This window comes from Amycolatopsis deserti, from assembly GCF_014653945.1.
Lineage (GTDB): Bacteria > Actinomycetota > Actinomycetes > Mycobacteriales > Pseudonocardiaceae > Amycolatopsis_E > Amycolatopsis_E deserti.
Window position 1 is genome coordinate 258064 of sequence record NZ_BNAU01000003.1, and the last position, 22418, is coordinate 280481.

At 69.2% G+C, this 22418-nt stretch carries 23 protein-coding genes, 1 tRNA gene and 1 pseudogene; 11 read left to right on the plus strand and 14 right to left on the minus strand.

Features of this window, described 5'->3' with window-relative positions; translation table 11 throughout:
* Positions 1-44: 44 nt before the first annotated feature.
* The 3 genes from IE290_RS15905 to IE290_RS15915 all read left to right on the plus strand — a co-directional run bounded on the left by IE290_RS15905 (position 45) and on the right by IE290_RS15915 (position 3152).
* The gene (locus tag IE290_RS15905) at positions 45-395 is read left to right on the plus strand and encodes a YciI family protein (protein WP_191245349.1); all 351 of its coding nucleotides are present in this window, start codon (positions 45-47) and stop codon (positions 393-395) included.
* On the plus strand, positions 392-1621 hold the full coding sequence (locus IE290_RS15910) for an RNA polymerase sigma factor (protein WP_191245350.1): 1230 nt from the start codon (positions 392-394) through the stop codon (positions 1619-1621). The genes IE290_RS15905 and IE290_RS15910 overlap by 4 nt, the downstream gene beginning before the upstream one ends.
* 589 nt (positions 1622-2210) lie before the next feature.
* Positions 2211-3152 (plus strand): pyridoxal-phosphate dependent enzyme, encoded by a 942-nt coding sequence (locus IE290_RS15915; RefSeq protein WP_191245351.1) that lies wholly within the window; start codon positions 2211-2213, stop codon positions 3150-3152.
* Between the two features lie 45 nt (positions 3153-3197).
* Here the strand turns inward: IE290_RS15915 and IE290_RS15920 are convergent, their stop codons facing one another.
* The 4 genes from IE290_RS15920 to IE290_RS15935 are packed head-to-tail and all read right to left on the minus strand — an operon-like array spanning position 3198 to position 6635.
* Positions 3198-4400 (minus strand): ABC transporter permease, encoded by a 1203-nt coding sequence (locus tag IE290_RS15920; protein WP_191245352.1) that lies wholly within the window; start codon positions 4398-4400, stop codon positions 3198-3200.
* The gene (locus IE290_RS15925; protein ID WP_191245353.1) at positions 4397-5059 is read right to left on the minus strand and encodes an ABC transporter ATP-binding protein; all 663 of its coding nucleotides are present in this window, start codon (positions 5057-5059) and stop codon (positions 4397-4399) included. Before IE290_RS15925 ends, IE290_RS15920 begins: the two co-directional genes overlap by 4 nt.
* On the minus strand, positions 5056-6135 hold the full coding sequence (locus tag IE290_RS15930) for an efflux RND transporter periplasmic adaptor subunit (RefSeq protein WP_191245354.1): 1080 nt from the start codon (positions 6133-6135) through the stop codon (positions 5056-5058). Before IE290_RS15930 ends, IE290_RS15925 begins: the two co-directional genes overlap by 4 nt.
* Complete coding sequence (locus tag IE290_RS15935) at positions 6132-6635, minus strand: hypothetical protein (protein WP_191245355.1); 504 nt, start codon at positions 6633-6635, stop codon at positions 6132-6134. The genes IE290_RS15930 and IE290_RS15935 overlap by 4 nt, the downstream gene beginning before the upstream one ends.
* A gap of 118 nt (positions 6636-6753) precedes the next feature.
* Between IE290_RS15935 and IE290_RS15940 the strand changes: the two genes are divergently transcribed.
* Positions 6754-7410, plus strand: a complete 657-nt coding sequence (locus IE290_RS15940; protein ID WP_191245356.1) for a response regulator transcription factor — start codon at positions 6754-6756, stop codon at positions 7408-7410.
* On the plus strand, positions 7407-8630 hold the full coding sequence (locus tag IE290_RS15945; protein WP_191245357.1) for a sensor histidine kinase: 1224 nt from the start codon (positions 7407-7409) through the stop codon (positions 8628-8630). Before IE290_RS15940 ends, IE290_RS15945 begins: the two co-directional genes overlap by 4 nt.
* A gap of 287 nt (positions 8631-8917) precedes the next feature.
* Here the strand turns inward: IE290_RS15945 and IE290_RS15950 are convergent, their stop codons facing one another.
* Positions 8918-10054 carry an MFS transporter gene (locus IE290_RS15950; protein WP_229874523.1) on the minus strand — a complete coding sequence of 379 codons (1137 nt, stop codon included), beginning with the start codon at positions 10052-10054 and terminating at the stop codon, positions 8918-8920.
* A gap of 118 nt (positions 10055-10172) precedes the next feature.
* Complete coding sequence (locus IE290_RS15955; RefSeq protein ID WP_191245358.1) at positions 10173-10424, minus strand: hypothetical protein; 252 nt, start codon at positions 10422-10424, stop codon at positions 10173-10175.
* A 196-nt stretch (positions 10425-10620) separates the two neighbouring features.
* Here IE290_RS15955 and IE290_RS15960 point away from each other — a divergent pair, with 196 nt between their 5' ends.
* From IE290_RS15960 to IE290_RS15970, 3 genes are read left to right on the plus strand one after another with little or no spacing between them, the layout of a single operon-like run.
* Complete coding sequence (locus tag IE290_RS15960) at positions 10621-11208, plus strand: hypothetical protein (RefSeq protein WP_191245359.1); 588 nt, start codon at positions 10621-10623, stop codon at positions 11206-11208.
* Positions 11205-11618 carry a phage holin family protein gene (locus IE290_RS15965; protein WP_191245360.1) on the plus strand — a complete coding sequence of 138 codons (414 nt, stop codon included), beginning with the start codon at positions 11205-11207 and terminating at the stop codon, positions 11616-11618. Before IE290_RS15960 ends, IE290_RS15965 begins: the two co-directional genes overlap by 4 nt.
* Positions 11615-12202, plus strand: a complete 588-nt coding sequence (locus IE290_RS15970) for a DUF3618 domain-containing protein (RefSeq protein WP_191245361.1) — start codon at positions 11615-11617, stop codon at positions 12200-12202. Before IE290_RS15965 ends, IE290_RS15970 begins: the two co-directional genes overlap by 4 nt.
* A gap of 152 nt (positions 12203-12354) precedes the next feature.
* Here IE290_RS15970 and IE290_RS15975 read toward each other — a convergent pair whose 3' ends face one another.
* The 4 genes from IE290_RS15975 to IE290_RS15990 form a co-directional block, all read right to left on the minus strand.
* Entirely contained in the window at positions 12355-12867 is a 513-nt protein-coding gene (locus IE290_RS15975; protein WP_191245362.1) for a F0F1 ATP synthase subunit B, read from the minus strand.
* A 49-nt stretch (positions 12868-12916) separates the two neighbouring features.
* Positions 12917-13426 (minus strand): hypothetical protein, encoded by a 510-nt coding sequence (locus tag IE290_RS15980; RefSeq protein WP_191245363.1) that lies wholly within the window; start codon positions 13424-13426, stop codon positions 12917-12919.
* A gap of 365 nt (positions 13427-13791) precedes the next feature.
* A complete protein-coding gene (locus IE290_RS15985) occupies positions 13792-15042 on the minus strand; it encodes a type II toxin-antitoxin system HipA family toxin (protein ID WP_191245364.1) in 1251 nt (416 codons plus the stop codon).
* The gene (locus IE290_RS15990) at positions 15039-16631 is read right to left on the minus strand and encodes a DUF262 domain-containing protein (RefSeq protein WP_191245365.1); all 1593 of its coding nucleotides are present in this window, start codon (positions 16629-16631) and stop codon (positions 15039-15041) included. The genes IE290_RS15985 and IE290_RS15990 overlap by 4 nt, the downstream gene beginning before the upstream one ends.
* 161 nt (positions 16632-16792) lie before the next feature.
* On the opposite strand from IE290_RS15990, the gene IE290_RS15995 reads away from it, so the two are divergent.
* A complete protein-coding gene (locus IE290_RS15995) occupies positions 16793-16972 on the plus strand; it encodes a helix-turn-helix domain-containing protein (protein ID WP_229874524.1) in 180 nt (59 codons plus the stop codon).
* A 1-nt stretch (position 16973) separates the two neighbouring features.
* Positions 16974-17183: pseudogene (locus tag IE290_RS16000) on the plus strand (tyrosine-type recombinase/integrase); the annotation flags it as partial.
* A 122-nt stretch (positions 17184-17305) separates the two neighbouring features.
* Here IE290_RS16000 and IE290_RS16005 read toward each other — a convergent pair.
* Positions 17306-17387, minus strand: a tRNA-Tyr gene (locus tag IE290_RS16005).
* Positions 17388-17503: 116 nt separating this feature from the next.
* Here IE290_RS16005 and IE290_RS16010 point away from each other — a divergent pair.
* A complete protein-coding gene (locus IE290_RS16010) occupies positions 17504-17995 on the plus strand; it encodes a YajQ family cyclic di-GMP-binding protein (RefSeq protein ID WP_191245367.1) in 492 nt (163 codons plus the stop codon).
* Positions 17996-17998: 3 nt separating this feature from the next.
* Here IE290_RS16010 and IE290_RS16015 read toward each other — a convergent pair whose 3' ends face one another.
* The 3 genes from IE290_RS16015 to IE290_RS38240 all read right to left on the minus strand — a co-directional run bounded on the left by IE290_RS16015 (position 17999) and on the right by IE290_RS38240 (position 22329).
* The gene (locus IE290_RS16015) at positions 17999-19150 is read right to left on the minus strand and encodes a lanthionine synthetase C family protein (RefSeq protein WP_191245368.1); all 1152 of its coding nucleotides are present in this window, start codon (positions 19148-19150) and stop codon (positions 17999-18001) included.
* Positions 19151-19289: 139 nt separating this feature from the next.
* On the minus strand, positions 19290-22139 hold the full coding sequence (locus IE290_RS16020; protein ID WP_191245369.1) for a lantibiotic dehydratase: 2850 nt from the start codon (positions 22137-22139) through the stop codon (positions 19290-19292).
* A gap of 61 nt (positions 22140-22200) precedes the next feature.
* Positions 22201-22329, minus strand: a complete 129-nt coding sequence (locus tag IE290_RS38240; RefSeq protein ID WP_268246354.1) for a hypothetical protein — start codon at positions 22327-22329, stop codon at positions 22201-22203.
* Between the last annotated feature and the right edge of the window lie 89 nt (positions 22330-22418).

Here is a 22418-nt window from a genome sequence, read left to right on the forward strand (position 1 = left end):
CGTACCTCCTTCCGACAGAGGCTCGATCAGGAAGGATGACCCCCATGAAGTACATGGTGATTCTCTACGGCAACCAGGAGCTGTGGGACTCGATCACGCCCGACGAGTGGCAGGAAGCCATCGCGGCGCAGGACGCCTTCAACAAGAAGTACTTCGAGACCGGCGAGCTGCTCGGCGCGTACGGGCTCGGGGACGCGCCGAAGGTCGTCCGGGTCCGCGACGGGCAGGCGACCGTCACCGACGGGCCGTACCTGGAGGCGAAGGAGTACCTCGGCAGCGTGGCGATGCTCGAGGTGGACAACGAGGAGCGGGCGCTGCAGATCGCGGCGGAAAACCCGTTCGCGGCGTTCCGGCAGGTCGAAGTGTGGCCGGTGCTGCACGGCGGCGAGGGATGACCGAGGACCTGCTACGCGAGCTGGCACCGCAGGTGCTGGCGATCCTCATGCGCCGCTACGGCGGGCTCGACACGTGTGAGGACGCGGTGCAGGAGGCGCTGCTCGCGGCCGCGACGCAGTGGGCCGAGACCGGCGTGCCGGACAACCCGCGCGGGTGGCTGCTGACGGTCGCGACGCGGCGCCTGACCGACTGGATGCGCAGTGACAGCGCACGGCGTCGCCGGGAGGACGAGGACCTGCTCGCCACCCCGGCGGCGCTGCTCGTGGCACCGGGCGCGGACGAACGCGGCCCCGGCGACGCGGACGACACGCTCACCCTGCTGTTCCTGTGCTGCCATCCGTCGCTGTCGGTGCCGTCGCAGATCGCGTTGACGCTGCGGGCCGTGGGCGGCCTGACGACGGCCGAGATCGCGAAGGCGTTCTTCGTCCCGGAGGCGACGATGGCCCAGCGGATCAGCCGGGCCAAGCAGAAGGTGAAGGGCGCCCGGTTCACGCTGCCGCCGGCGGAGGAGCGGGACGAGCGGCTGAACGCGGTGCTGCACGTGCTGTACCTGATGTTCAACGAGGGCTACACCGCGACCACGGGCCCCGACCTGCAACGGGACGACCTGGCCACCGAGGCGATCCGGCTGACCCGCCTGGTGCGGCGCTTGTTGCCGTCGGATTGGGAGGTCGCGGGCCTGCTGGCGCTGATGCTGCTGACCCACGCCCGCCGCGCCGCCCGGACTGCCGACGGTGAGCTGGTGCCGTTGTCCGAACAGGACCGGAGCCGCTGGGACCGCGCGCTGATCGAGGAGGGAGTCGCCCTGGTCAGCGAGGCACTGGCGAAGACCCGACGGCTCGGCGCGTACCAACTGCAGGCCGCGATCGCCGCCGTCCACGACGAGGCGGCCAGCGACGACGAGACAGACTGGCCGCAGATCCTGGCGCTGTACGACCTGCTGGAGCGGGTCGCCCCGAACCCGATGGTGACCCTGAACAAAGCGGTGGCCGTGGCGATGACCTCGGGCCCCGCGGCCGGCTTGGCACTGCTCGACTCACTGGCCGAGGACGCCCGCCTGACCGAACACCACCGCCTGCACGCGGTCCGCGCCCACCTGCTCGAACGCGCCGGGAACCACACAGAAGCCCGCGAGGAATACCAGCTGGCCGCGAAACGAACCACGAGCCTGCCCGAACAACGCTACCTACAACGCCGCGCAGCGGCATGCAGCAACCAAAGGTGAGCTGGGTGGTCATCCCGTCGACAACGCCGCGCAGCGGCATGCAGTGAACACAGCGGAGCTGGGTGGTCATCCCGTCGCCTGACACGCAACGATCACCTTGAGCCAGGGCCGCAACATCCGTGCTCACCGGCGGCCGAACATGCCAACCTTGCGGCCCTGGCTCAAGGTGATATGCACAAACCGCAGGCGACGGGATGACCACCCAGCTCCCACCTCGCCAAGGTGACGTGCCTGCATTCCCCGTCATCCCGGAGCCTGCCCGTCCGGCGAGGACATGTTTTGATCTTTAGTCTTGCCCTTGGGCAGGCGAAGAGCCCGCCCTGCGGGCGGAATGCGCCTTACGGCGCCGAAAGGTCACCTTACGACCACCCCCGCCCCCGCTCCTTGATTGTGTTTCAGTCGCCGAGCAGACGTGTCAAGGCGGGAAAGAGTACCTTGACACGCCTGATCGGCGACCAAAAGCAGGCTGTGGATCGGGGGCGGGGGAGGTCTGGTTGGGGTAGTCGGTGGCGTTGCGTTGCCGGCCGCCCGTCCTGCATCACTAAGACGAAGTGTCCAACTCCTGGACATCTCGTATAAGATGGTCCTCATGCTCGATCTCGAAGCCATTCGGAGCGCCGCCAAGCGGATCGACGGTGTCGCTCATCGGACGCCCGTCCTGACCTCCGCCACCCTCGACCACCGCACCGGCACCACCGCGTTCCTCAAGGCCGAGAACTTCCAGCGCATCGGCGCCTTCAAGTTCCGCGGCGCCTACAACGCGATCTCCCACCTGACCCCCGAGCAGCTCAGCAAGGGCGTCGCCGCGTATTCGTCCGGTAATCACGCCCAGGCGGTCGCCCTCGCGGCCCGGCTGGTGGGCGCCAAGGCCGTCATCCTGATGCCCGAGGACACCCCGTCCTCCAAGATGGACGCCACCCGCGGCTACGGCGCCGAGGTCCTCACCTACGACCGCTACACCGGCGACCGCGTCGCGATGGGCAACCAGCTCGCCCAGGAGCGCGGTCTGACCCTCATCCCGCCCTACGAGCACCCGCACGTCATGGCCGGTCAGGGCACCGCCGCGCTGGAACTCCTCGAAGAGACCGGCGAGCTGGACACCCTCGTCGCCCCGATCGGCGGCGGCGGGCTGATGGCCGGGAGCGCCACCGCGGCCAAGGGCCTGCACCCGGGCATCCGCGTGATCGGCGTCGAGCCGGAGCAGGCCAACGACACGCAGCTGTCCCTCCGGCAAGGCGAACGCGTGCGGATCCCGGTCGCCCGCACCATCGCCGACGGGCTCGCCGCGGACATCCCCGGCGAGTTGACCTTCTCCGTCAACCAGCGCCTGGTCGACGACATCATCGTGGTCAGCGACGACGAGATCCGCGAGGCGATGCGGTTCGCGTTCGAGCGGCTCAAGATCGTCCTCGAACCGAGCGGCGCGACCTCCCTCGCCGGACTGCTCAAGGGCGGCTTCACCGGCCGGGTCGGCGTCATCCTCTCCGGCGGCAACATCGGTGTCGAGCGCTTCCGCGAACTGCTCGGCTGACGGCGAGCCGGGTGCCGCCCCCGACGAACGGCACCCGGCTCGACGTCACGGCGTCGCCAGCGCCTCGGTCGGCGACAGGCGGGACGCGCGGATCGCCGGATAGAGACCGGCGATCCCGCCGATCACGAGCGTCGCCGCAGCCCCGCCGGCCACCGCCCACAACGGCACCACCACCGGCCACGACTGGTAGACCGCGTAGGCGACCGTCACCACGCTCCCCAGCACCGCCCCGCCGAGCCCGCCGAGCGCGGACAGCAGAAGCGATTCGGCCAGGAACTGGGTCCGGATCTGCCCGCGCGTCGCGCCGAGCGAGCGCCGCAGGCCGATCTCCGCGCGACGCTCCAGCACCGAGATCACCATCGTGTTCGCCACCCCGACCCCGCCGACGAGCAGCGCCACCGCGCCCAGCCCGAGCAACAGCCCGGTGAACGCCTCGCCCGCCGCCTGCTGCGCGGCCAGGGCATCCGAGGGTCGGGACACCTCGACCTCGTTCGGCGCCGCCGGGTTCGCGGTCGCGCCGAGCACCGACTGCACCGCCGGGACCTGTGCGTCCTGCGAGCGCGTGTAGATCGTGGTGGGCAGCCCGTCGAACCGCAGCTCGCTCGCCGCGACGTCCCAGCCGACCAGCGCGGCCGAATCCAGCTCGGGCGCCAGCGCCGCCGGCTCGAGGATCCCGACGACGGTGAACCAGCGCCCGCCGACCAGCACCTGGACGTCCGGCCCGGCACGCGAGATGCCCAGCCGCTCGGCCGCGGACGAGCCGAGCACGACCGCCGGATAGCCGCTCGTGGCTTCATTGAGCCAGGTTCCGCTGCGCACCCGCGCACCGGTCGTCGCCGGGAGGTCCAGCCGGGCCGCGTAGGCGGCGAGCCCGTTGGTCTGCGCCTCGGGGATCTTGTCCGTGCGGTAGACCTTCGCGTCGGCCAGCCGGGCGATCGCCGACACCGACTCGACCGGCCCGATCCGCGCGACCATCGCCTCCGCGGTTTCCGGCAGCTGCGCCGCCTCACCGGTCAGGGTGGTGCCCGGCGACACGGTGAGCAGGTTGGTGCCCAGCGCCGCCAGCGTCCGGTCCAGCTCGGCCCGCGACGACGAGGAGATCCCCACCACCGCGACCATCGCCGCGATGCCGATCGCGATCCCCAGCGCGGACAGGAACGCACGCGTCGGGCGGGTCCGCAGGCCGACCGCGCCGACCTTGACCACGTCCCGCGGCCACATCCGGGCCGGGGACAACGCGGCGGTCATCGCGTCACCTCCTCGACGACACGGCCATCTCGCATCCGCACCTGCCGCGGCAGCGACGCCGCGATGTCCCGGTCGTGCGTGATGATCACGACCGTGGTGCCCGATTCGTTCAGCTCCCGCATCAGCGCCATCACCCCGGCCCCGGACGCCGAGTCGAGCGCCCCGGTGGGCTCGTCGGCCAGCAGCAGCGGCGGGTCACCCGCCACCGCTCGCGCGATCGCGACCCGCTGACGTTCACCACCGGACAGTTCGTGCGGCTCGTGGTCCACGCGGTGCCCGAGCCCGACCCGCTCCAGCGCGGCCGCCGCCCGGCGCCGCCGCTCCCCCGCGCGCAGTCCGGTGTAGAGCAGGCCGTCGGCGACGTTGTCCAGCGCCGGGGTGCCGGAGGCGAGGTGGAACTGCTGGAACACGAAACCGATCCGCCGCGCCCGCAACGCGGACAGCTTCGCGTCGGACAGGGTCGCCACGTCGTGGCCGTCGATGTGCACGCTCCCCGACGTGGGCCGGTCGAGCGTGCCGAGCACGTTGAGCATCGTCGACTTGCCCGAACCGGACGGCCCCACGATCGCGACCAGCTCCCCCGGCTCGATCCGCAGCGACACCCCGGCCAGCGCGAGCACGCCGGAGTACCGCTTGGTCACGTCGGTCAGCGAGATCATTTCGGCATCCCCACGAGCATGCCCTCGGCGATCCCGTCACCGCTGACCTCGACCTTGCCGCCGGCGAACAACCCGGTCTTCACCGGCACGTACCGCGTCGTGGCGCCCTCGACCACCTCGACCCCGAACCCGCCCTCGGACAACGCGACGAGCGCGGCGACCGGCACGGCGAGCACGTTCTCGCGCTTCTCGGCGGTGAAGGTGACGTCGACGGACGCGAGCGCGTAGCTCGCCACGGCCTGCTGGTCGTCGAACGCGATCTCCACCTCGACCTTGGTCTGCGCCTCCTGACCCTGACCGCTCGCCGGCACGATCACGGTGCTGACGTCGGTGATCTTCCCGGCCAGCTTCCGGTCGTCGGGCAGCGTGACCTGCACGGCGGCGCCCTCCTGGGCCAGCCGCTGGTCCGACGGGTCCAGCTCGACGGTCACCGCCTTCGCCGTGCCCGTGTAGGACAACACCTCCTGCCCGGGCGCGGCCGGCTGGCCGGCGCTCGCGTCCACGGTGTCGACGCGGATCTCGGCGGGCGTGAACACGACCCGGCCCAGCTCGACGACGCCGGTCTCGTCGAGGCCGAGGTCCTCCTGCCACTCCCGGACGGCGTCCGCGGTGGCCGAGGTGTACTCGTCGTCGATCGTGAAACCGGTGTAGCCCAGCGCGCTGAGGTTCTCCTCCAACTGCCGCACGTCGGCGCCTTCGGTGCCCTCGGCGAGCGCACGGTAGGCGGGCAACGCGCCGTACATCAACGTCACCGGCTTGTCGTCCACCCGGAAGACCGGCTGGCCGCGGCCGATCACGGCACCGCTGTCCGGGACCGCGGTGACCGTGCCCGGCAGCCGGTTCGCCAGCGTCGCCGTCGCGCCGTAGCCGAGTTCGCCGTCCTCGGTCTGGGTGTCGTCGAGCGTCTGCCGCTGGACCTTCGCCGTGCTCGGCGGCAGCTCCGCCGCGGCCGGGGCAGCACCGTCGTCGCCGTGCGCGACCACCGCCCACGCCCCGCCCGCGACGGCCACGACCAGCACGAACACCACGGCGTAGACCCTGGCCCGGCCGCGTCCGCGTGTTTCTCCGACCGTCATCCGCGCGCCCCCGCGAGCACTTCCTGGCACTTCTGCGAGGCCTGCTCGAAGTCCGGATCGGACGCCGAGCTGCCCTCGATGCGGATGCCCTTCTGCCCGGGCTCCGGGTCGGGGAAGGCCTCGACGCCGTTCTCCCGCATGCAGACCGCGAAGTCGCGGGCCGCCTGCTCCATCTTCGGGTCGGACTTGGCGGCGCCGTTCTCCTGCGGGTTGTACTGGCGGCACGCCTCCTGGGCCTTGTCGACCGTTTCGCGCGGGATCGAACCGTCGATCTTCATGGTGATCTTGCCGTCCACCGGATCGTCCATGGGCACGCCGTTCTCCCGCATGCACTGGGCGAACTTGAGCCCCATGTCGGCGCCGCCCACGGCCGGCGCGCCGGCGGTGGTCGTCGCGGCGCCGCCGGCCGAGGCGACGTCGTCGCCCCCGTCGTCGCCGGAACCGCACCCGGCCAGTGCCAGTGCGAGGGCCACGGGAAACGCGGCCAGGATCTTGCGCATCAGGATCTCCTTCGGAATTCAGGACCGAACGGGTGGAGATCAAACGGGGCGGGGCATTTCCCGGGCGTTTCCGACATCGCTAACGCCGAGGAAACACCGCGCCCGTCAGGCTGGTGACGTGCGGGTTCTGGTGGTGGAGGACGAGCCGATGCTCGCCGAGGCGATCGCGGAGTGGCTGCGGGAGGAGGCGCACGCGGTGGACGTCGCGAACGACGGCGGCGGCGCGCTGGACCGGCTGGCGGTCAACGAGTACGACGTCGTGGTCCTGGACCGGGACCTGCCCGGCGTGCACGGCGACGACGTGTGCCGCGAACTGGTGTCCTCGTCCTCGCCGACGCGCGTGCTGATGCTGACCGCCGCCGCGGAGGTCACCGACCGCGTCGCCGGGCTGACCATCGGCGCCGACGACTACCTCACGAAACCGTTCGCGTTCCCGGAACTGGCCGCGCGCATCCAGTCGCTGGGCCGCCGCGCGCGCCCGGCCGCGCCGCCGGTGCTCAGCCGCGCCGGGATCACGCTCGACCCGGCGCGGCACGAGGTCTTCCGCGACGGCCGCTACATCCCGCTGTCCAAAAAGGAGTTCGCCGTGCTGGCCGAGCTGCTGCGGGCCGACGGCGCCACCGTGTCGGCCGAGTTCCTGCTGGAGAAGGCGTGGGACGAGAACGCCGACCCGTTCACCGGCGCGGTCCGGCTCACGATCCTCAAGCTGCGCCGCAAGCTCGGTGACCCGCCGGTGGTCGAGACGGTGACCGGCGTGGGGTACCGGATCCCGTGAGGCGGCCCCGGCGGATCACCCTGCGGGCGCGGCTCACGCTCATCTACGGCGGGCTGTTCCTGGCCGGCGGCGTGGTGCTGCTCGGCGTCACCTACGCGTTGTTCAACTCCCAGGTCGGGCACGGCACGATCAAGCTGCTCACCCGCACCGGCCCGGCGCCCGGGACGGACACGGTGATCACGACGAACGACCTGAACGACCTGCTCATCGGCTCCGAAGCCGAGCGCCTCGCGCGCGAGCAGGCCGCCTTGCTGAAGGAAGCGGCGGCGCATTCGCTGCTCGTGCAGGGCACGATCGCGCTGGTCGTGGTCGGTGCGCTCGCGATCGGCTTCGGCTGGCTGGTCGCCGGCCGGGTGCTGGCGCCGCTGCACGGCGTCACCGGCTCGGCCCGCCGGATCGCCGCCTCCGCCGATCCGCGCCAGCACCGGCGGATCACGCTGCGCGGCCCGGACGACGAGGTGAAGGACCTGGCGGAGGCGTTCAACACGATGGTCGAGAGGCTGGACCGGTCGTTCGACGGCCAGCGGCGGTTCGTGGCGAACGCCTCGCACGAGCTGCGCACGCCGCTGACGCTGAACCGTTCGCTGGTCGAGGTCGCCATGCACCGCCGGAGCGCGTCGCCGGACGTCAAGGAGCTGGGCGAGAAGCTGCTGCAGATCAACTCGCGGCACGAGCGGCTGATCAGCGGGCTGCTGGTGCTGGCGAAGTCGGAGAACGTCGCCGAACGGTTCCCGCTCGACCTCGCCAACGTGGTCACGCACGTCGTCGAGCAGACCGCCGGCCAGGCCGCGGCCGCCGGCGTGACGGTCACCGACACGCCGCGGGAAGCCCCCACCCTGGGCGACGCGTTGTTGCTGGAGCGGCTGGTGCACAACCTGGTGGAGAACGGCATCCGGTACAACGAGCCGGGCGGCTGGGTCCGGATCAGCACCCACACCCGCGGTGACGAGGTGGAGATCGAGGTGAGCAACACCGGGCCCGTGGTGGACGCGGCGGAGATCCCGGCGCTGTTCGAGCCCTTCCGCCGACGCGCCGCCCCACGCCTCGACTCGGCGAAGGGCGCCGGCCTGGGGCTGTCGATCGTGCGCTCGGTGGCCGGCGCCCACGACGGAGAGGTGACGGCACACCCTCGCGAGGGCGGCGGACTGGTGGTCACCGTGCGGCTTCCCGCTCGCGCCGGGGTGGCGGAGCCGCCGCGGCCGCTGCACGCCAGCCGCTAGCAGCGGTCCTCGCCCGCCGCCGCACCCTCGTCCCGCACCACCCTCCCACCGCGCCAAAGTCGATCCGACCTGCCGCCGCGCCCACCCCTCCGCGACGGCGGTGCCAACACCGTCCCCATCTCTAGCACCGCAGCCCCTGCCCCTCCCGCAGCACCGGCGCCAGCCTTCCGCCCAGCACCGCGCCAAAGGCGCTCCCGCCTACCCCCGCCCCTCCCCGCGACAGCCCCACCTCCCTCGCCAACACCAGCCCCTCCGGGGCCGATCCGCACACCACCGCGCCCCCATCCCTACCGCCGCAGCCCCCGCCCCTCCCGCAGCACCGGCGCCACCACCCCCACCACCCCGGTCACCACCACGGCCGACACCAGCCCCCACCGCAGCCCGGCCCACCCCGCGACCACCCCGATCACCACCGGCTCGATCAGGAACCCCGCGTACCCGCACGCCGCCACCGCCGCGACCGCCCGCCCCGGCGCGTCCGGCCACCTCCGCCCCGCCACGCTCCACGCGACCGGCACGATCCCCGCCACCCCGGCCCCGACCAGCGCGAACCCGAGCACCCCCACCACCGGCCCCAGCGCCGCGAGCACGACCGCGAACCCGCCCACCGCCACTCCCGAAGCCAGCCGCAGGAACGAAATCGCCCCCGCCCGCGCCACGATCCGGTCCGCGCCCAGCCGCACGACGATCATCGTCACCGAGAACGCGAAGTACCCCAGCGAAGCGACCGCCGGCCCGGCCGCCGTCACCTCGCTCAGGTACACCGCGCCCCAGCTGTTGACCGCACCCTCGGCGACGAACCCGCAGAACGCGATCACCCCGAGCGGCACCAGTGCCCGCCCCGGCCACGCGAACGCCGGCCCGCCCTGGCCGCGGTCGGGTCCACGCAGGAACCCGGTCCGGACCGCCCACAAGCCCACCGCCAGCAACACCCCGCCCGCCACCGGGAAGTGCACCGTCACCGGCACGTGCCAGGTCTCCATCAGCGCGTCGGCACCGGATCCGGCCAGCCCGCCGATGTTCCAGAACGCGTGGAAACCGGCGAAGACCGGCCGCCCGTAGCCGTCCTCGACGCGCGTGGCGTGGGCGTTCATCGCCACGTCGAGCGTGCTGTTGCCGACCCCCAGCACCACCAGCGCCGCGACGAACGCCGGCACGCTCGGCGCGACCGCGACCAACGGCAACCCGCCGCACAGCACGGCCGCTCCCACGATCGCCGCCGCCCGGCTGCCGATCCGCGTGATCACCGCGCCGGCCAGCAGCAACGCGACCACCGACCCAGCCGCGAGACCGAACAACCCGGCCGCGAGCTGCCCCGTCGTGAGCGCCAGCCGGTCCTGCACCGCCGGCACCCGCGCGAGCCACGTCCCGAACGCCGCCCCGCACACCGCGAACACCACCGACACCGCACGCCGGGCGCGCACGAGTTCCGCATCCGTGATCAGAACGCTCGTACTCCAACCGGACTTGTCGTGTGGACAACGAAAGATCAGGCGGTGGCCGTCGTCGGCCCGCAGCGGGTGTTCACCTGACCGGAGAGATCTATGGTGCAGCTGGAATTCTGGCCTCCAATACCGAGGCGTTGCGCTTCGCCAGCTTTCTGATGCTCCGGCTGGGATCCCGCTCGGCCATGGCCCTGAGCAGTTCGGCGAAGCGCGGCCAGCCCGCGTGCATGATCGCCTCGATCCCGGCAGCTCGTACCTCCTCCGAAGGATGCTCGGCGGCGTTCGCGGCGAACCGCTCGACGCAGTCGTACTCCTTCAGGACCAGCCGACGAGACCGGTGCCACCGCATGCCTCGCTCCTCGCTCACAGCCTGGCGCGCAAAGGCTTCATGTTCGCAGATCCCCGGTGGTCTGCCACCATCGCCTCGCCAGCAGTCCCCAGCGGGAGATTCTTTTTCCCCTTTCCGCCGAGAAGGGGAATCCTTTTCCTCGTTTACCGGGAATTGGCCCGGGTAGCCGCGCGAAACCGGATTTGAAGGAGGACGGATGAGCCAGCAAACCAGCAGTTCGGCGCCGCAGGCCGTGCGTGATCAAGCCACGGAATCGGCCGGCCAAGTGGCCGGAACGGCAGCGGATCAGGCACGGGAGGTCGCGTCGGAGGCGCAGCGGCAGGCGCGGAATCTGACCGAACAGGGCACTGATCAATTGCGTGAGCAGGCGCGGAAAAGCCAGCAGATGGCGGCCGGAAATCTGCTCTCGATCGCGGATCAGCTGGGCCGGATGTCGGACAGTTCGGAGTCCGGGGTCGCGCAGGACGTCGTCCGCGAGGTCGCCCAGCGGGCGAAGAAGGTGGCGTCGTGGCTCGATTCCCGCGAGCCGGGCGATCTGGTCGGCGAGGTGCGTGACTTCGCGCGGCGCAAGCCCGGCCTGTTCCTCGCCGGCGCGACAGTCGCGGGCCTGCTCGCGGGCCGGCTGACCAGAGGCGTCGCGGCATCCATGAGCCAGCAGGGCGGCAGCGCGCCCCAGCCGCGCTCGCCGGCGGACACACCGGCGACCGGCTACCCGGCGGAAGGCACGTACGCCGGTCCGGCATCGGGTGAGTACAGCGGACAGCACCGGGCGGACCCCTCATGACCTACTCACAACCACCCGGACAACGGCCGGACGTCGCCGACGCGTCGGTGGGACAGCTGATGAGCAACATCTCGCAGGACCTGTCGACGCTGATGCGGCAGGAACTGGAGTTGGCGAAGACGGAGATGAAGGCCGAGGCCAAGCAGGCGGGCAAGGGCGCCGGCATGCTCGGCGGCGCCGGTTTCGGCGGCTACATGGTGATGTTGTTCCTGTCGATCGCGTTGTGGTGGGCGCTGTCGAACGTGATGGACCAGGGCTGGGCGGCGCTGATCGTGGCCGGGGTGTGGGCCGTGATCGCGGCCGTGTTGTACGTCCTGGGGCGCGGCCGGATGCGCCGGGTGGAACCGGTGCCCGAGCGGACCGTGGACAGCCTGAAGCAGATGCCCGACCAGTTGAGGAGGACGACGTGAGCACGGACCCGGACCGCCTTCGCCAGGAGATCGAAGGCACGCAACGGAATCTGGGCAGCGACGTGGACGCGCTCGCCGAAAAGGTCACGCCCAGCCGCATCGTGCACCGGCGGGTGCACCGCGCGCGCGGCTTGGCGCAGAACATGAAGGAGCGGGTCATGGGAAGCGCTTCCAGCGGCGTGCAGACCGCGACGGACCGCATGCACGAGGCGGCGGACAGCGCTTCCTCGACGGCTTCGTCGGTGGCCGGGCAGGTCCAGGACGCGCCGCGGATGGTGCGCCGTCAGACGGAGGGCAACCCGCTGGCGGCGGGCCTGATCGCGTTCGGCGCCGGGTGGCTTGTGTCGTCGCTGATCCCGGCGAGCCGCCCGGAGCGGGAGCTGGCCGGGCAGGTCAAGGAGTCGGCGCAGGGCATGGCCGGCCAAGTGGGCTCGGTGGCGCGCGACATGACGGAAAACCTGCGCGAACCAGCGCAGGAAGCGGCCGAGGCGATGAAGTCCACGACGAGCGACGCCGCGGCGACAGTGGCGGAGGAAACGAAGTCGGCGGCGCGGGAGACCAAGGAATCGGCACAGAACCGGTAACCGTCGGCGCGGTGCCTGGTGGTTGGGCCATCAGGCACCGCTCCGACGTGTCGGATCCACCTGTTGTCGCACCGCGGCATGGCCCCCCGAGCCCTAGCCGGCGACCGGCACTTCCACCACGCCGGCAAACCCCGTAACGCCGACAGCCACCTCTACCGCCGCTCCAACTCGGTCAGGAACCGGTCCACCGTGCCGCGCCGCTGGGCCTCGTCGGCCAGTGGTTCGCCCACGATCCGCTCGGCCAGCTCCACCGCGAGCCGCCGCAGTTCGGGGCGCATCTCGGCGATGATGCGGCCCCGCTGCTCGGTCAGGTCGGCCTCACCCTCGGCGATCAGGCGCCGGGCCTCGTCCTGTGCCTCCGCCCGCAGTTCGGCGCGCACCCGCTCGCCCTCCGCGCGGGCTTCCTCCCGGATCCGCGCCGCCTCGGCACGCGCCTCCGCGAGCTGGGCCCGGTAGCGGCCAAGCGCCTCCGCGGCCGCCGCCTGCGCCTGCTCCGCCTTCTCGATCCCGCCCTCGATCTTCTCCGCCCGCTTCTCGAACAAGGCCTCGAACCGCGGCACGGCGACCTTCGCGAGCAGGACCAGCAGCACGAGAAATGCGACAAGCCCGAGCGCGAGCTCGGAAAGATCAGGCTGAACCGGATTCCCCACAGCGAGCACGACCATGGCCCGAACCTAGCGGAAACCGGCGATGGCCGTCGCAGGATTTCCGCCCCTACGAGCCTCGCGAGAGCCGGTGCGGACGCCAGTGCGGGCCCGGGGCGCTGAAGTCCAACTCGTTCTCGTCCAAGGCATTCGCAACCGTGACGGAACCACCCGAGGCGAAGACGAGATGCACAGCGACCGCACCTGTGCCCAGGTCACGCTGCGCGCCCTGCCATTCCAGCAGGGCCACCGACGACAGGACCTGTCCGTGCAACGCGGTCAACCGGTGGCACACATCATTGCACCAGCTGATGTGGAACATCGAATCGGTCAGCAGACGTGTCACCTGGATCGAGTTCCAGGTGATCGACAGTTCATCGAATTTCCGATGGCTGATCTCGACCTGCTCCCCACCGAAGTCGAACACGACCGGCGCGTCGTTCCACCAGCAGTCGGAGTCCCGCTCCCAAGCGAGCCACCCCGCCGTCAGCCGCCGCCCGACCAGCGCGGCGAGCCGAGGACCATGCTCCCGGCGAACCGCAGCGAAGCCGGACAACCACCGCGGTTCGAAGCCCTCCATACCCGGCACCCCCCAGATGGTGACGGCCCAACGGATCGATCTCGTCCCGGACACACCCTGCCGTCGAGGGTCCGGAAGCTGTCCGGCCCGGCAAGGGGCCGCTGAGTCGTTGTCAGCACTGCTCACCACCGCACATACGGGGAAAGCCCCGCCGACCTGTTCGCGCAGGTCAACGGGGCTTTCCCGGAGGTGTGGCGGGTAGAGGATTCGAACCTCTGAAGGCAGTGCCGTCTGATTTACAGAGTGCCGGACAGACCGGCTCTGACCGGCAGGTCTTCATGAATCTTTGAACCCATTGCCGCGTCATTGCCAGACGCCAGCAACAAACCACGACGTGACATCGCGGTTACCGGCGACAGCCACCGCTACTCAGCCAACTGAGCCAACGGCAGTTCGTTGAGGCGAACCGTCAACCGCCGATAGTTCTCATGTGTCAGATACTCGGAGAGACCACTCCAGTTCGAACGGACCCGTTCAACGGCAGAGCGCGCCTGCTCACGAGCTTCAGCGACCCCGAAACCCGTTCGCCGCCCCAACTGATCAAAGCTGCGAACGCTCACAGATGTGAAACTCCTACTCTTGTTTAGCTTTAGACCCATGTCATCATTCGCAACGTACAATACAGTCGGCAGAACGTCGTAAAGTGGGCTCAGTGATGGGTTTTTTCCATCTAGGTACTGAAACGCCCAGTTCTTGAGATGCGCATCACCGTTGCCAACAAGAACATTGAGCACGAGTCGATCTATCACGGCAGCCACCGCATCAACGCCAGCCAACCCAGCAACATACTGCGCCACAGTTTCGAAGTTCGACGTGTACTTAGCACCGTCGCGAGCGGTTGGGATATCCAGAACCTGCGCCAGCTCCTCCATGTGAACCCTGAGGCCGCCCTCACTTCGATCAAAGCGTTTCACTGCCAGGACCGGGCGATCACCAACCCATTCCACCCATTTCTCAAGGTTCTCAATTTGCTGCAATCGGACGAGTTCAGCTTCAGAAGTATTGATTCCGGCGGCGCGCGCCAACTCTAGGGCGCCGAGCTCAGCCTCCGGAACACCATCGAACCCGGGGCGACCGTCAGGAAGTTTCGCAATAACGTTGCCCGCCACTCCTTTCGCCGGTATGGTTAAACCACGCCCGTCAGCAAACACAGAATACTTCAACTGAGCACCGGCAAGGCTGAACTTCAAAAGCGGGTTTTCGTCGTCGACACTATCTTCCGGAATCAATGACGGCACTTCGTAACTCAAACCGTCCGCTACCGCTGCAATCGCCCTGATAGCCCCCTGCAGATCGGTTGGACCGAGCCTACGGAGTAACTCGAATTCTCTCACACTATTTACGTGTGCAGCTTCCGAAACGGCACTTCGCAATCGCCCCTCTGGAAGAAGATGCGAAAACCACCGAGGAAGGGCCACATGTGCGTTCGGACGCCAATCTCGCCCATGCTCCTCAAATACCTGGCCGAGCACTGGACGACTCTCTTGCTCCCAATAGCCCGGAACAAACTCAAACCAGTTGTTAGAGAAATTGTTCTTGAGGAGTCCTACATCAACCCATTCACCGCCAGGACGCTGCAGTTGAATCAGCAACGCCTGACCATCCTTGATAGTCACAGGTCGTCCTCAAAGGCTAGTTGACGCAGCGGAGGTCTGATTCGAGATCCGGGCTCTAGCCTACTATCCAAAAAGCGTCGAACCAGATTCTCTAGCGCCTTCTGCCTGATCTTGATGAACGAATCGAAGTCAGACGAAACCAACGCCTTCCGAGAATCGGCATCAATGAGATGACTAGCGAGCACCTCCGAATCGCCAACGGCTCGAATGCTCTCGGAGTCGACACGCCAGAACCCACGATTAGCCGCCAAGGATCGACTCCTAGGCGTAAAACGGGTAACCGCGTCTGTTCCGTAACGCCCGAACTCCAGCCCAAGATCGATCTTACTTCGATCGGCGTCGAGAGGCTCAAGGGAAGCGAGCGCTAAAGCAATTAGTCGAGTATTCGCGGCCTTAGTATTAAAATTGTCCATCGGTAGATATGGAACTTCTCGGTCCGGAGTGAAATCCAAAAGCGCTTTGACCGCCGAGTATTCGGACGGAGCTTGTGTTGGATCATGAAGTTCGGGATTAACCGACCTAATCGCCCGACGCAAGACTGGCGTTTGGCCGCCTTCTCGACCAAACCCATGAACCCAACCTCGCCAGAGCCAACGCGCTAAGAGTCGCCTATTCCATGGCTCGGGGTCCGGGTGAAGGTGGAAGAAGACCGCCAAAACAGGAAGTGGAAGGGTATTGGGCATCAATAACTGATGCGCTACACCCTCACTTCGTAGAAACTCAATGGCGCGCGTAAGCGCGACCTCGGTCGCATCGAACCAGTCGGCCGGACGATCACCGTCACCAAACTCGTCGCGGATATCCCGTTGAACGTCGCCGCCTCTCAAAGCCAACAAGCTTTGAACCACTCGCCCCTCGTCCAGTGTCCCGAAACCCAATTTCTCAATGGCGGCTACCACCGATGCCGGACTTCCGGGCTCTTCTACGCCGGCGAACAACGCATGGAAGACCTGCGCTCTACTGATCGGCTTACCCGCAGAGTTGACGCGATCAAAAACTTCGCGTAGCAGTTCCTGGTTATTTCCTGAAACGATGTACGCGGGAATCCGGTAGTCGCGGAGAGCGCCACCCAAACGGTCGGCGGTGTCGAAGTCTTCAGGAGCGAGTTCATCGGCGTGGTTTCGAAGCCATTGGAGTAGGGTACGGGTTTCCAGAGCTTCGCGCACGGGGATTGCTCTAGGCGGGACTGACCCCCGTCGAGGCGGAATAAATTTCTGCGTTTCAAGGTCGAAAAAGACCTCAAAGCGCTCATCCTCGGTCCGATACTTCGTGGATAGCGCGACGAAAAGTGACGTGATCCGCTGTTGGCCGTCGACTACCCAATAGGCGTTGGGGTTTTGCGGTACGTCAAAAGTGATCGGACCTAAAGTTACTGTCCCAGCCTCAGCAAATTGGCGCCACAGCAGTAGGGTACCAACAGGAAATCCTCGATAAATACTGTCAAATAACGTTCGTATGTCTTTCGAGGTCCATGCGAACTGTCGCTGGAAAGTGGGGACCCGAATGCTGCCTTCGCCGGCGTACTGCACAAGTTCCGGGATGCTGAAGTTTCCAGAACCGGTGCCGTCCAGCGGAACGTTGCTAGTCACTCTAAATCCTCATCCTTCGTCGAGCGCCACTCGAATAGAGTGTATCGTCAGAAGGCGCCTACGCGCAGGGCCTTTGAGTATCTTCAGGTGCCTCAAACTATCGACTCGACTGGGATAACCGCGACATGACCGATACTGGGAAGACTGGAAGGTGGCTCCACGTGGCACAAGCGGTCGCCGCGCCCCCCGACGGGTCCGACGCCGGCGAGGTCATCCGCTGGTACCGGCAGCACCACAACCTCACCCAGCAGGAAGCCGCTGACCTGCTCAACACGACGCAGTCCTGGGTGTCCAAGGTCGAAAAGGGCAAGCTCGTGCCCGGCCTCGCCGAGCTGCGGTGAAGAAGTGCTCGCCGGGCCGCTGGGCAAGCGACCCTATGACCTCCGGCACGCCGCTGTGTCGACCTGGCTCAACGGCGGTGTCGAGGCCACCAGGGTCGCCAAGTGGGCCGGGCACAGCCTGTCGGTGCTCCTGCGGGTCTACGCGAAGTGCCTCGATGGGGGCGAGCAGGCCGCCCGGGACCGCGTCCAGAGGGCCCTGGAGGGCCGCTGAGCCGTTGCCGCGTCTTTGCCGCGGGCACCCGTCACACACGGCCCAGCACTGCTCACCACCGCACATACGGGGAAAGCCCCGTCGACCTGTTCGCGCAGGTCAACGGGGCTTTCCCGGAGGTGTGGCGGGTAGAGGATTCGAACCTCTGAAGGCAGTGCCGTCTGATTTACAGTCAGATCCCTTTGGCCGCTCGGGCAACCCGCCATGGCCGGGCGTCCCGGCCGGGGACTAGCTTACCAACCCTCCGGCGGGCCTCCGACGGGGGTGGGGGCGGCGCTATGGTGTGGGCAGCCGACAAGCGAAACGACGAGGTAGGACACGTGGCGGATCCGTCATTCGACGTGGTGAGCAAGGTCGACCGGCAGGAGGTCGACAACGCCCTCAACCAGGCGGCCAAGGAGCTTTCCACCCGCTTCGACTTCCGCGGCGTCAACGCCAAGGTCTCCTGGGCCGGCGAAGAGGCCGTGACGATCGAGGCCGACACCGAGGAGCGCGCCAAGGCCGCGGTCGAGGTGTTCAAGGAGAAGCTGATCAAGCGGGGCATCTCGCTGAAGGCGTTCGAGGCCGACGAGCCCGCCGTGTCCGGCAAGATCTACAAGGTCAACGGCAAGATCCTCCAGGGCATCGCCGCCGACAAGGCCAAGCAGATCGCCAAGGCGATCCGCGACGAGGGCCCCAAGGGCGTCCAGGCCCAGATCCAGGGCGACCAGCTCCGCGTCTCCGGCAAGAAGAAGGACCACCTGCAGGACGTCATCGCCCTGCTGAAGGACAAGGACTTCGGCATCGCGCTGCAGTTCACCAACTACCGCTGACCGTCAGGTCAGCAGCAGCGCGGCGTCCCAGGGGGCGGGGTTGCCGGCGTAGCTCGACAGCGCCAGTGCGACTCCGGCGGCGCCCTGCAGCAGGCCGGCGTTGTCGGTCCACTCACCGGTGTGCAGGCGGTGCCGGAAACCGAACGGGGACGACGGGTCGAATGCGGCAAGGACCCGGTCGGCGATCCGGTCGGACGGGCGGCCCATCCGCACGCTGATCTGCAGCAACCCGGCGTCGCCATGGCACACGGTCGGGCCCTCCGCCGGGCCCGGCCCGCGCATGGCGGCGGCCGCCAGGCCGGCGAGACCCGCGTCGCCCAGCTCGGCCGCGGCCACGTGCAGCGCGTACGCCACCCCGGCCGTCCCGTAGCACCACGCCGACCGCGACGGCGGCGCCGCCGACCCCCGCACCTGCGCGTCGAAGCCGACGCGTGACGGCCAGCTCACCCCGGACTCGTCCGTCCACGACCACCGCAACAACCAGTCGGCGATCACGCGCATCGCGTCGGTCATGCCGTCGACCCGGTGGCCGTGCCGGTGGGCCAGCGACAACAGCACGAGCGGACCACTGATGCCGTGCGCCAGGCCGGCGTTGAAATCGCCCCGCGGGTAGCGCTCGCGATCCACCTCGACCGCATACCGGTCCGGCGCGCACCACCACCCGGGCACCTCGTGCCCCTCCACGAGGACCGGCCGGGTCAACTCCACCAGACGCGCCAGCACGACCTCCAGCGCGGACAGGCACCGGTCGCCGCCCAGGGCGAGCAGCAGACGGCCCTTGCCGGCGAGCCCGCTGATCACGTCGTAGTCCGACACGGCGAGCCGATCAGCGCGGGGCCACGACTCGCACACGTCGGCGAGCGCCGAGCCGGCTTTGCGCAGCAGGCCGTCGTAACCGCCGCCGTGCACGGCCCGGTGCACCAGTGCCGCGGGCACCGTCGCCTCCGGGGCGACCTCACCCGACGCCGCCAGGTGCGCATGTGCCACCGCGGCCCACGCCGGGTCCCAGGCGGACAGTGCCGCGTGCAGGACGGCGATCCCCGGGTGGCCGTCCAGCAGACGGGGTCCGCGCCCCCGCACCGAGCGCAGCCGGTTGCCTACCTCGAGCGCGATGTCCTTCGCCCGTGCGCGCCGCGTGGTCTCGACAGTCGTCACCGGCCGTGCCTCCCACGATCCATGCGCAGCCCCGGCTGCGCCTCCAGCAAACTGGACCCACGCCACCGCACCGCCCGCAAACGGCCGCCCACCTCCAGCGCGATCTCCCACACCCGCGCCCGCCGCGTCGTTTCGACAGTCACCGGCCGTGCCTCCCCCGGTCCATGCGCAGCGCCAGCCCGCCGTGCACCAACGCGTACACCTCCTGCTCCCGCGCCCGGTCGATCCCGAACAGGCGGTTGCAGTGCATGTGCGCCAAGCTCAGCGCGACCCGGCCGTGCTGCTCCGGCGCCACGCGCCTCAAGTACTCCACAACCGCTCGGCTCCGCTGCCTCCACGGTTGGTCCAGTGACGGACGACCGGTGGCATCGATCGCCGCCGCGAATGCCTCCCGGCGGTCGCGGGCCACACTCCGCCGCAGGTCGAGGGGCACGGACGCCGCGAGCCAGTCCAGGATCTCCGGAGGCTGTCCGAAATGCCGGACGAGGTCCAGCACGCTCAGCGCCGCGAGGTCGTCCGAGTCCCGGTCGAGCATCGCGAGCGCGACCAGCGAATCCGCGTGGAACACCCGCTCGGCCCCGGCGATCGCGTCCGGACCGCCGTACCGCTCGACCTCCGGGTCGTAGCTGTCCAGCACCAGCCGGGACAGCAGCCCCTCCGCCCGGAGCCCGGCCGCCCACGCGTGCAGACGCGGCAACAGCGTCGTCCACAACACGTCCGGCTTCCCGGCGAACCGGATCCGGAGATGCGGATCGGGATCGGCATATCGGACGAAGTGCCAGTCCTCCACCCCGGCGACCAGCTCGCTGAGCCGCGACTGGAGGATCTGGCGCTGGGCGGCGTCCCCCGCGTAGAGCTTGGCGTACAACCAGTCCCCGCCCGGGAGCTGCAGCGCGTCGGACCGGGTCCGGGTGGCCGGAACGGGCCGCGCGGCGGGACGCTCCCCCAGCAATTGGAACACGACCTCGCACGCGTGCCCGTCGAGCCAGCCGTCGCCCCGCGACAGGACCTCCTGCACCACCAGCCGCGGCGTCTTCCGCAGCTCCGCGCGGAACACCGCCAGGTGCCCGGGGTCGTCGAGGTCGATCGCGATCCGGTTGTCCGAGCTGGTCAGCTGCACCCACCTGGGCACGTCCCAGCGGTCCCGCCAGTTTCGGACGGCGTCCGGCCAGTCGGACGAGGGATCGAGCATCTCCCGGCTGGGCAGCCATCGCGCCGGTGCGAGCACGGTCCGGCCGTACCGGACCCGGGGCAGCATCGGGGCGGTCGACAAATCGCCCCAGCGCCATGGCAGACACGACGGGTTCTCCTGCTCCCCCAGCTCCAGCAGGAACCGCGCGACCGGCGGAACGTGTCCGCTGCGCGGGTTCAGCATCGACCCGGACACCGGCACCACGCGCCGCCCGGACGCCAGGTCGACGAGGTACAGCTCGTCCTGCGTCGCGCCGACCGCGAGATCGTCCAGCGCCAGGTCGGTGACGTCGCCGACAGATGGACCACAACTCACCGGGATGCGCATCGGGAGCCGCTGCGGCACCGACGCGACGTTCGCCGAGCGCGTCGTCCGCGGCCGGCACGCGACCTGCGCCGCACCGGCCGGGGCACCGTCGCGGACCAGCGCCGTCAGTTCGGCGTCGAGTTCGGGCATGAGGTGCGCGAACCGCGCGACAGTCGATCCCGCCTGCGGCGACCCGAGGTTCTCGCCGATGACCAGGCGGAACTCGCCCGCGCACAACGCGTCCCAGCTGGGGGCGAGAACCTCCGCGCACAGCTCCATCGACACCGGGCGGCGCGACGGCGGGTCCTCGGCGAGCAGGTCGATCAGCGGATCGTCGAGTTCGATCTCGTCCCGACCTTCCCGCACCGCGGCCAGCAGGATCTCGATCAAACCCCGCTGCCCCGGCCGGTCCGGCCGTTGCGTGAAATCGGGCAGCCCCATGCCGCGGGTGTCGTCGAGCAGTTCCAGCACCGGCACCAGCCGGTCGCTGCCGTACCGCTCCAGAAAGCGCTTGCGATATCCGTCCAACCAGGACGGTCCGGCGGTACTCCCCAGGCGCCACAACGCCTCCGCGGCGCGAGCGGCTTCCACCCCCAGCGCGGCTGGCAACGTCGCGGAGACGTCCAGTCGCAGATCGGTCTGGATCACGTCATCCACGTCGTGCAACGCACGCATCCGGGTCGCGACCGCCCGCAGACGGGACCGCCGGTCCTCACCGGCCACGTCGGCGGCCCGCAACTCCCGCAGGATCGCGCTCAACTCCGCGTGCATCGGATGTTCCGCCGGCACGCGGTCGAGCACGTGGGCGAGCGGGTCGGCGCAGTCCGGCGGCGGATCCAGGTCGGTGAGCAGCACCCCGACCTCGACGAGCTGCCGCAGGACGCCTTCGAAACCGGTGCGACGGAACCGCCGGCAGAGCTGCTCGACCAGGTCCGGCCAAGCCACCGGCGTGACCGTCATTTCGCGGACGGCCCGCACGAGCGGCGTGAACCGGATCGAGGCTTCACGACGACGTGCACCCTCGTACCGCTCGGGCAGCACCAGACGGTCGCCGCGGAGGACGCTGACGTTGTTGGCGACCAGGATCGTCCTGGTCAGGACCACGGGATCGGTCCGCAGCCGACCCAGGACCCCGTCCAGCCACTCGGCGTCTGTCCGACTGGTCGGACGGTGGCGATCGCCGAACCGCAGCTCGGGGTCGGCGCCCAGTCGCACGGGCGCGACCCCGGCGAAGAGTCCGAACGGCGTCGGGCGGCTGGTCATGCGCAGGTGGTACTTGGCGAGGGCGAGCGCGCCGCGCCGGCGGACCTTGTCCTTGACCGGTTCGCCGCGCACCACGCGGAGGACGTCGCGAGCCAGGCTCGGGCTGGCCGCCTCGACCGCTTCCACCAGCGTTTCGTCCGCCGCGAGGTCCTCCAGCGGCGGGATCGGCCCCCAGACGCGGGGTCGCACCGCGGCCCGCAGCAGGGCCGGGCCGGCACACGTGAACATCGGTTCGCCTCCCGGCTGGACGGGTGGCGGGCCCCCGCGGACCCGCCACCCGGAAGTCAGGTCAGCAGGACGGCCACAGGGTGTCGCAGATGTCGCTGAACCCGGACTTGTTCGTCAGCAGGTCCCCGTCCTGGGTCGGAGTCGCGATGCGGAGGTCCAGGTCGAAGTCCTCGGGAGCCAGGTTTTCCACGGGATTTGCCTCTCCTTCGTCGTGAACTGTGGCTTGTGCCACTGGTTCTCGAACGTAGAGGATCGTTCAACGATCCAGCAAGAGGTTGA

Coding starts and splice junctions, on each gene's coding strand:
- IE290_RS15905 (WP_191245349.1), top strand. CDS start 45: ATGAAGTACATGGTGATTCTCTACGGCAACCAGGAGCTGTGGGACTCG.
- IE290_RS15910 (WP_191245350.1), top strand. CDS start 392: ATGACCGAGGACCTGCTACGCGAGCTGGCACCGCAGGTGCTGGCGATC.
- IE290_RS15915 (WP_191245351.1), top strand. CDS start 2,211: ATGCTCGATCTCGAAGCCATTCGGAGCGCCGCCAAGCGGATCGACGGT.
- IE290_RS15920 (WP_191245352.1), bottom strand. CDS start 4,400: ATGACCGCCGCGTTGTCCCCGGCCCGGATGTGGCCGCGGGACGTGGTC.
- IE290_RS15925 (WP_191245353.1), bottom strand. CDS start 5,059: ATGATCTCGCTGACCGACGTGACCAAGCGGTACTCCGGCGTGCTCGCG.
- IE290_RS15930 (WP_191245354.1), bottom strand. CDS start 6,135: ATGACGGTCGGAGAAACACGCGGACGCGGCCGGGCCAGGGTCTACGCC.
- IE290_RS15935 (WP_191245355.1), bottom strand. CDS start 6,635: ATGCGCAAGATCCTGGCCGCGTTTCCCGTGGCCCTCGCACTGGCACTG.
- IE290_RS15955 (WP_191245358.1), bottom strand. CDS start 10,424: ATGCGGTGGCACCGGTCTCGTCGGCTGGTCCTGAAGGAGTACGACTGC.
- IE290_RS15960 (WP_191245359.1), top strand. CDS start 10,621: ATGAGCCAGCAAACCAGCAGTTCGGCGCCGCAGGCCGTGCGTGATCAA.
- IE290_RS15965 (WP_191245360.1), top strand. CDS start 11,205: ATGACCTACTCACAACCACCCGGACAACGGCCGGACGTCGCCGACGCG.
- IE290_RS15975 (WP_191245362.1), bottom strand. CDS start 12,867: ATGGTCGTGCTCGCTGTGGGGAATCCGGTTCAGCCTGATCTTTCCGAG.
- IE290_RS15980 (WP_191245363.1), bottom strand. CDS start 13,426: ATGGAGGGCTTCGAACCGCGGTGGTTGTCCGGCTTCGCTGCGGTTCGC.
- IE290_RS16020 (WP_191245369.1), bottom strand. CDS start 22,139: ATGTTCACGTGTGCCGGCCCGGCCCTGCTGCGGGCCGCGGTGCGACCC.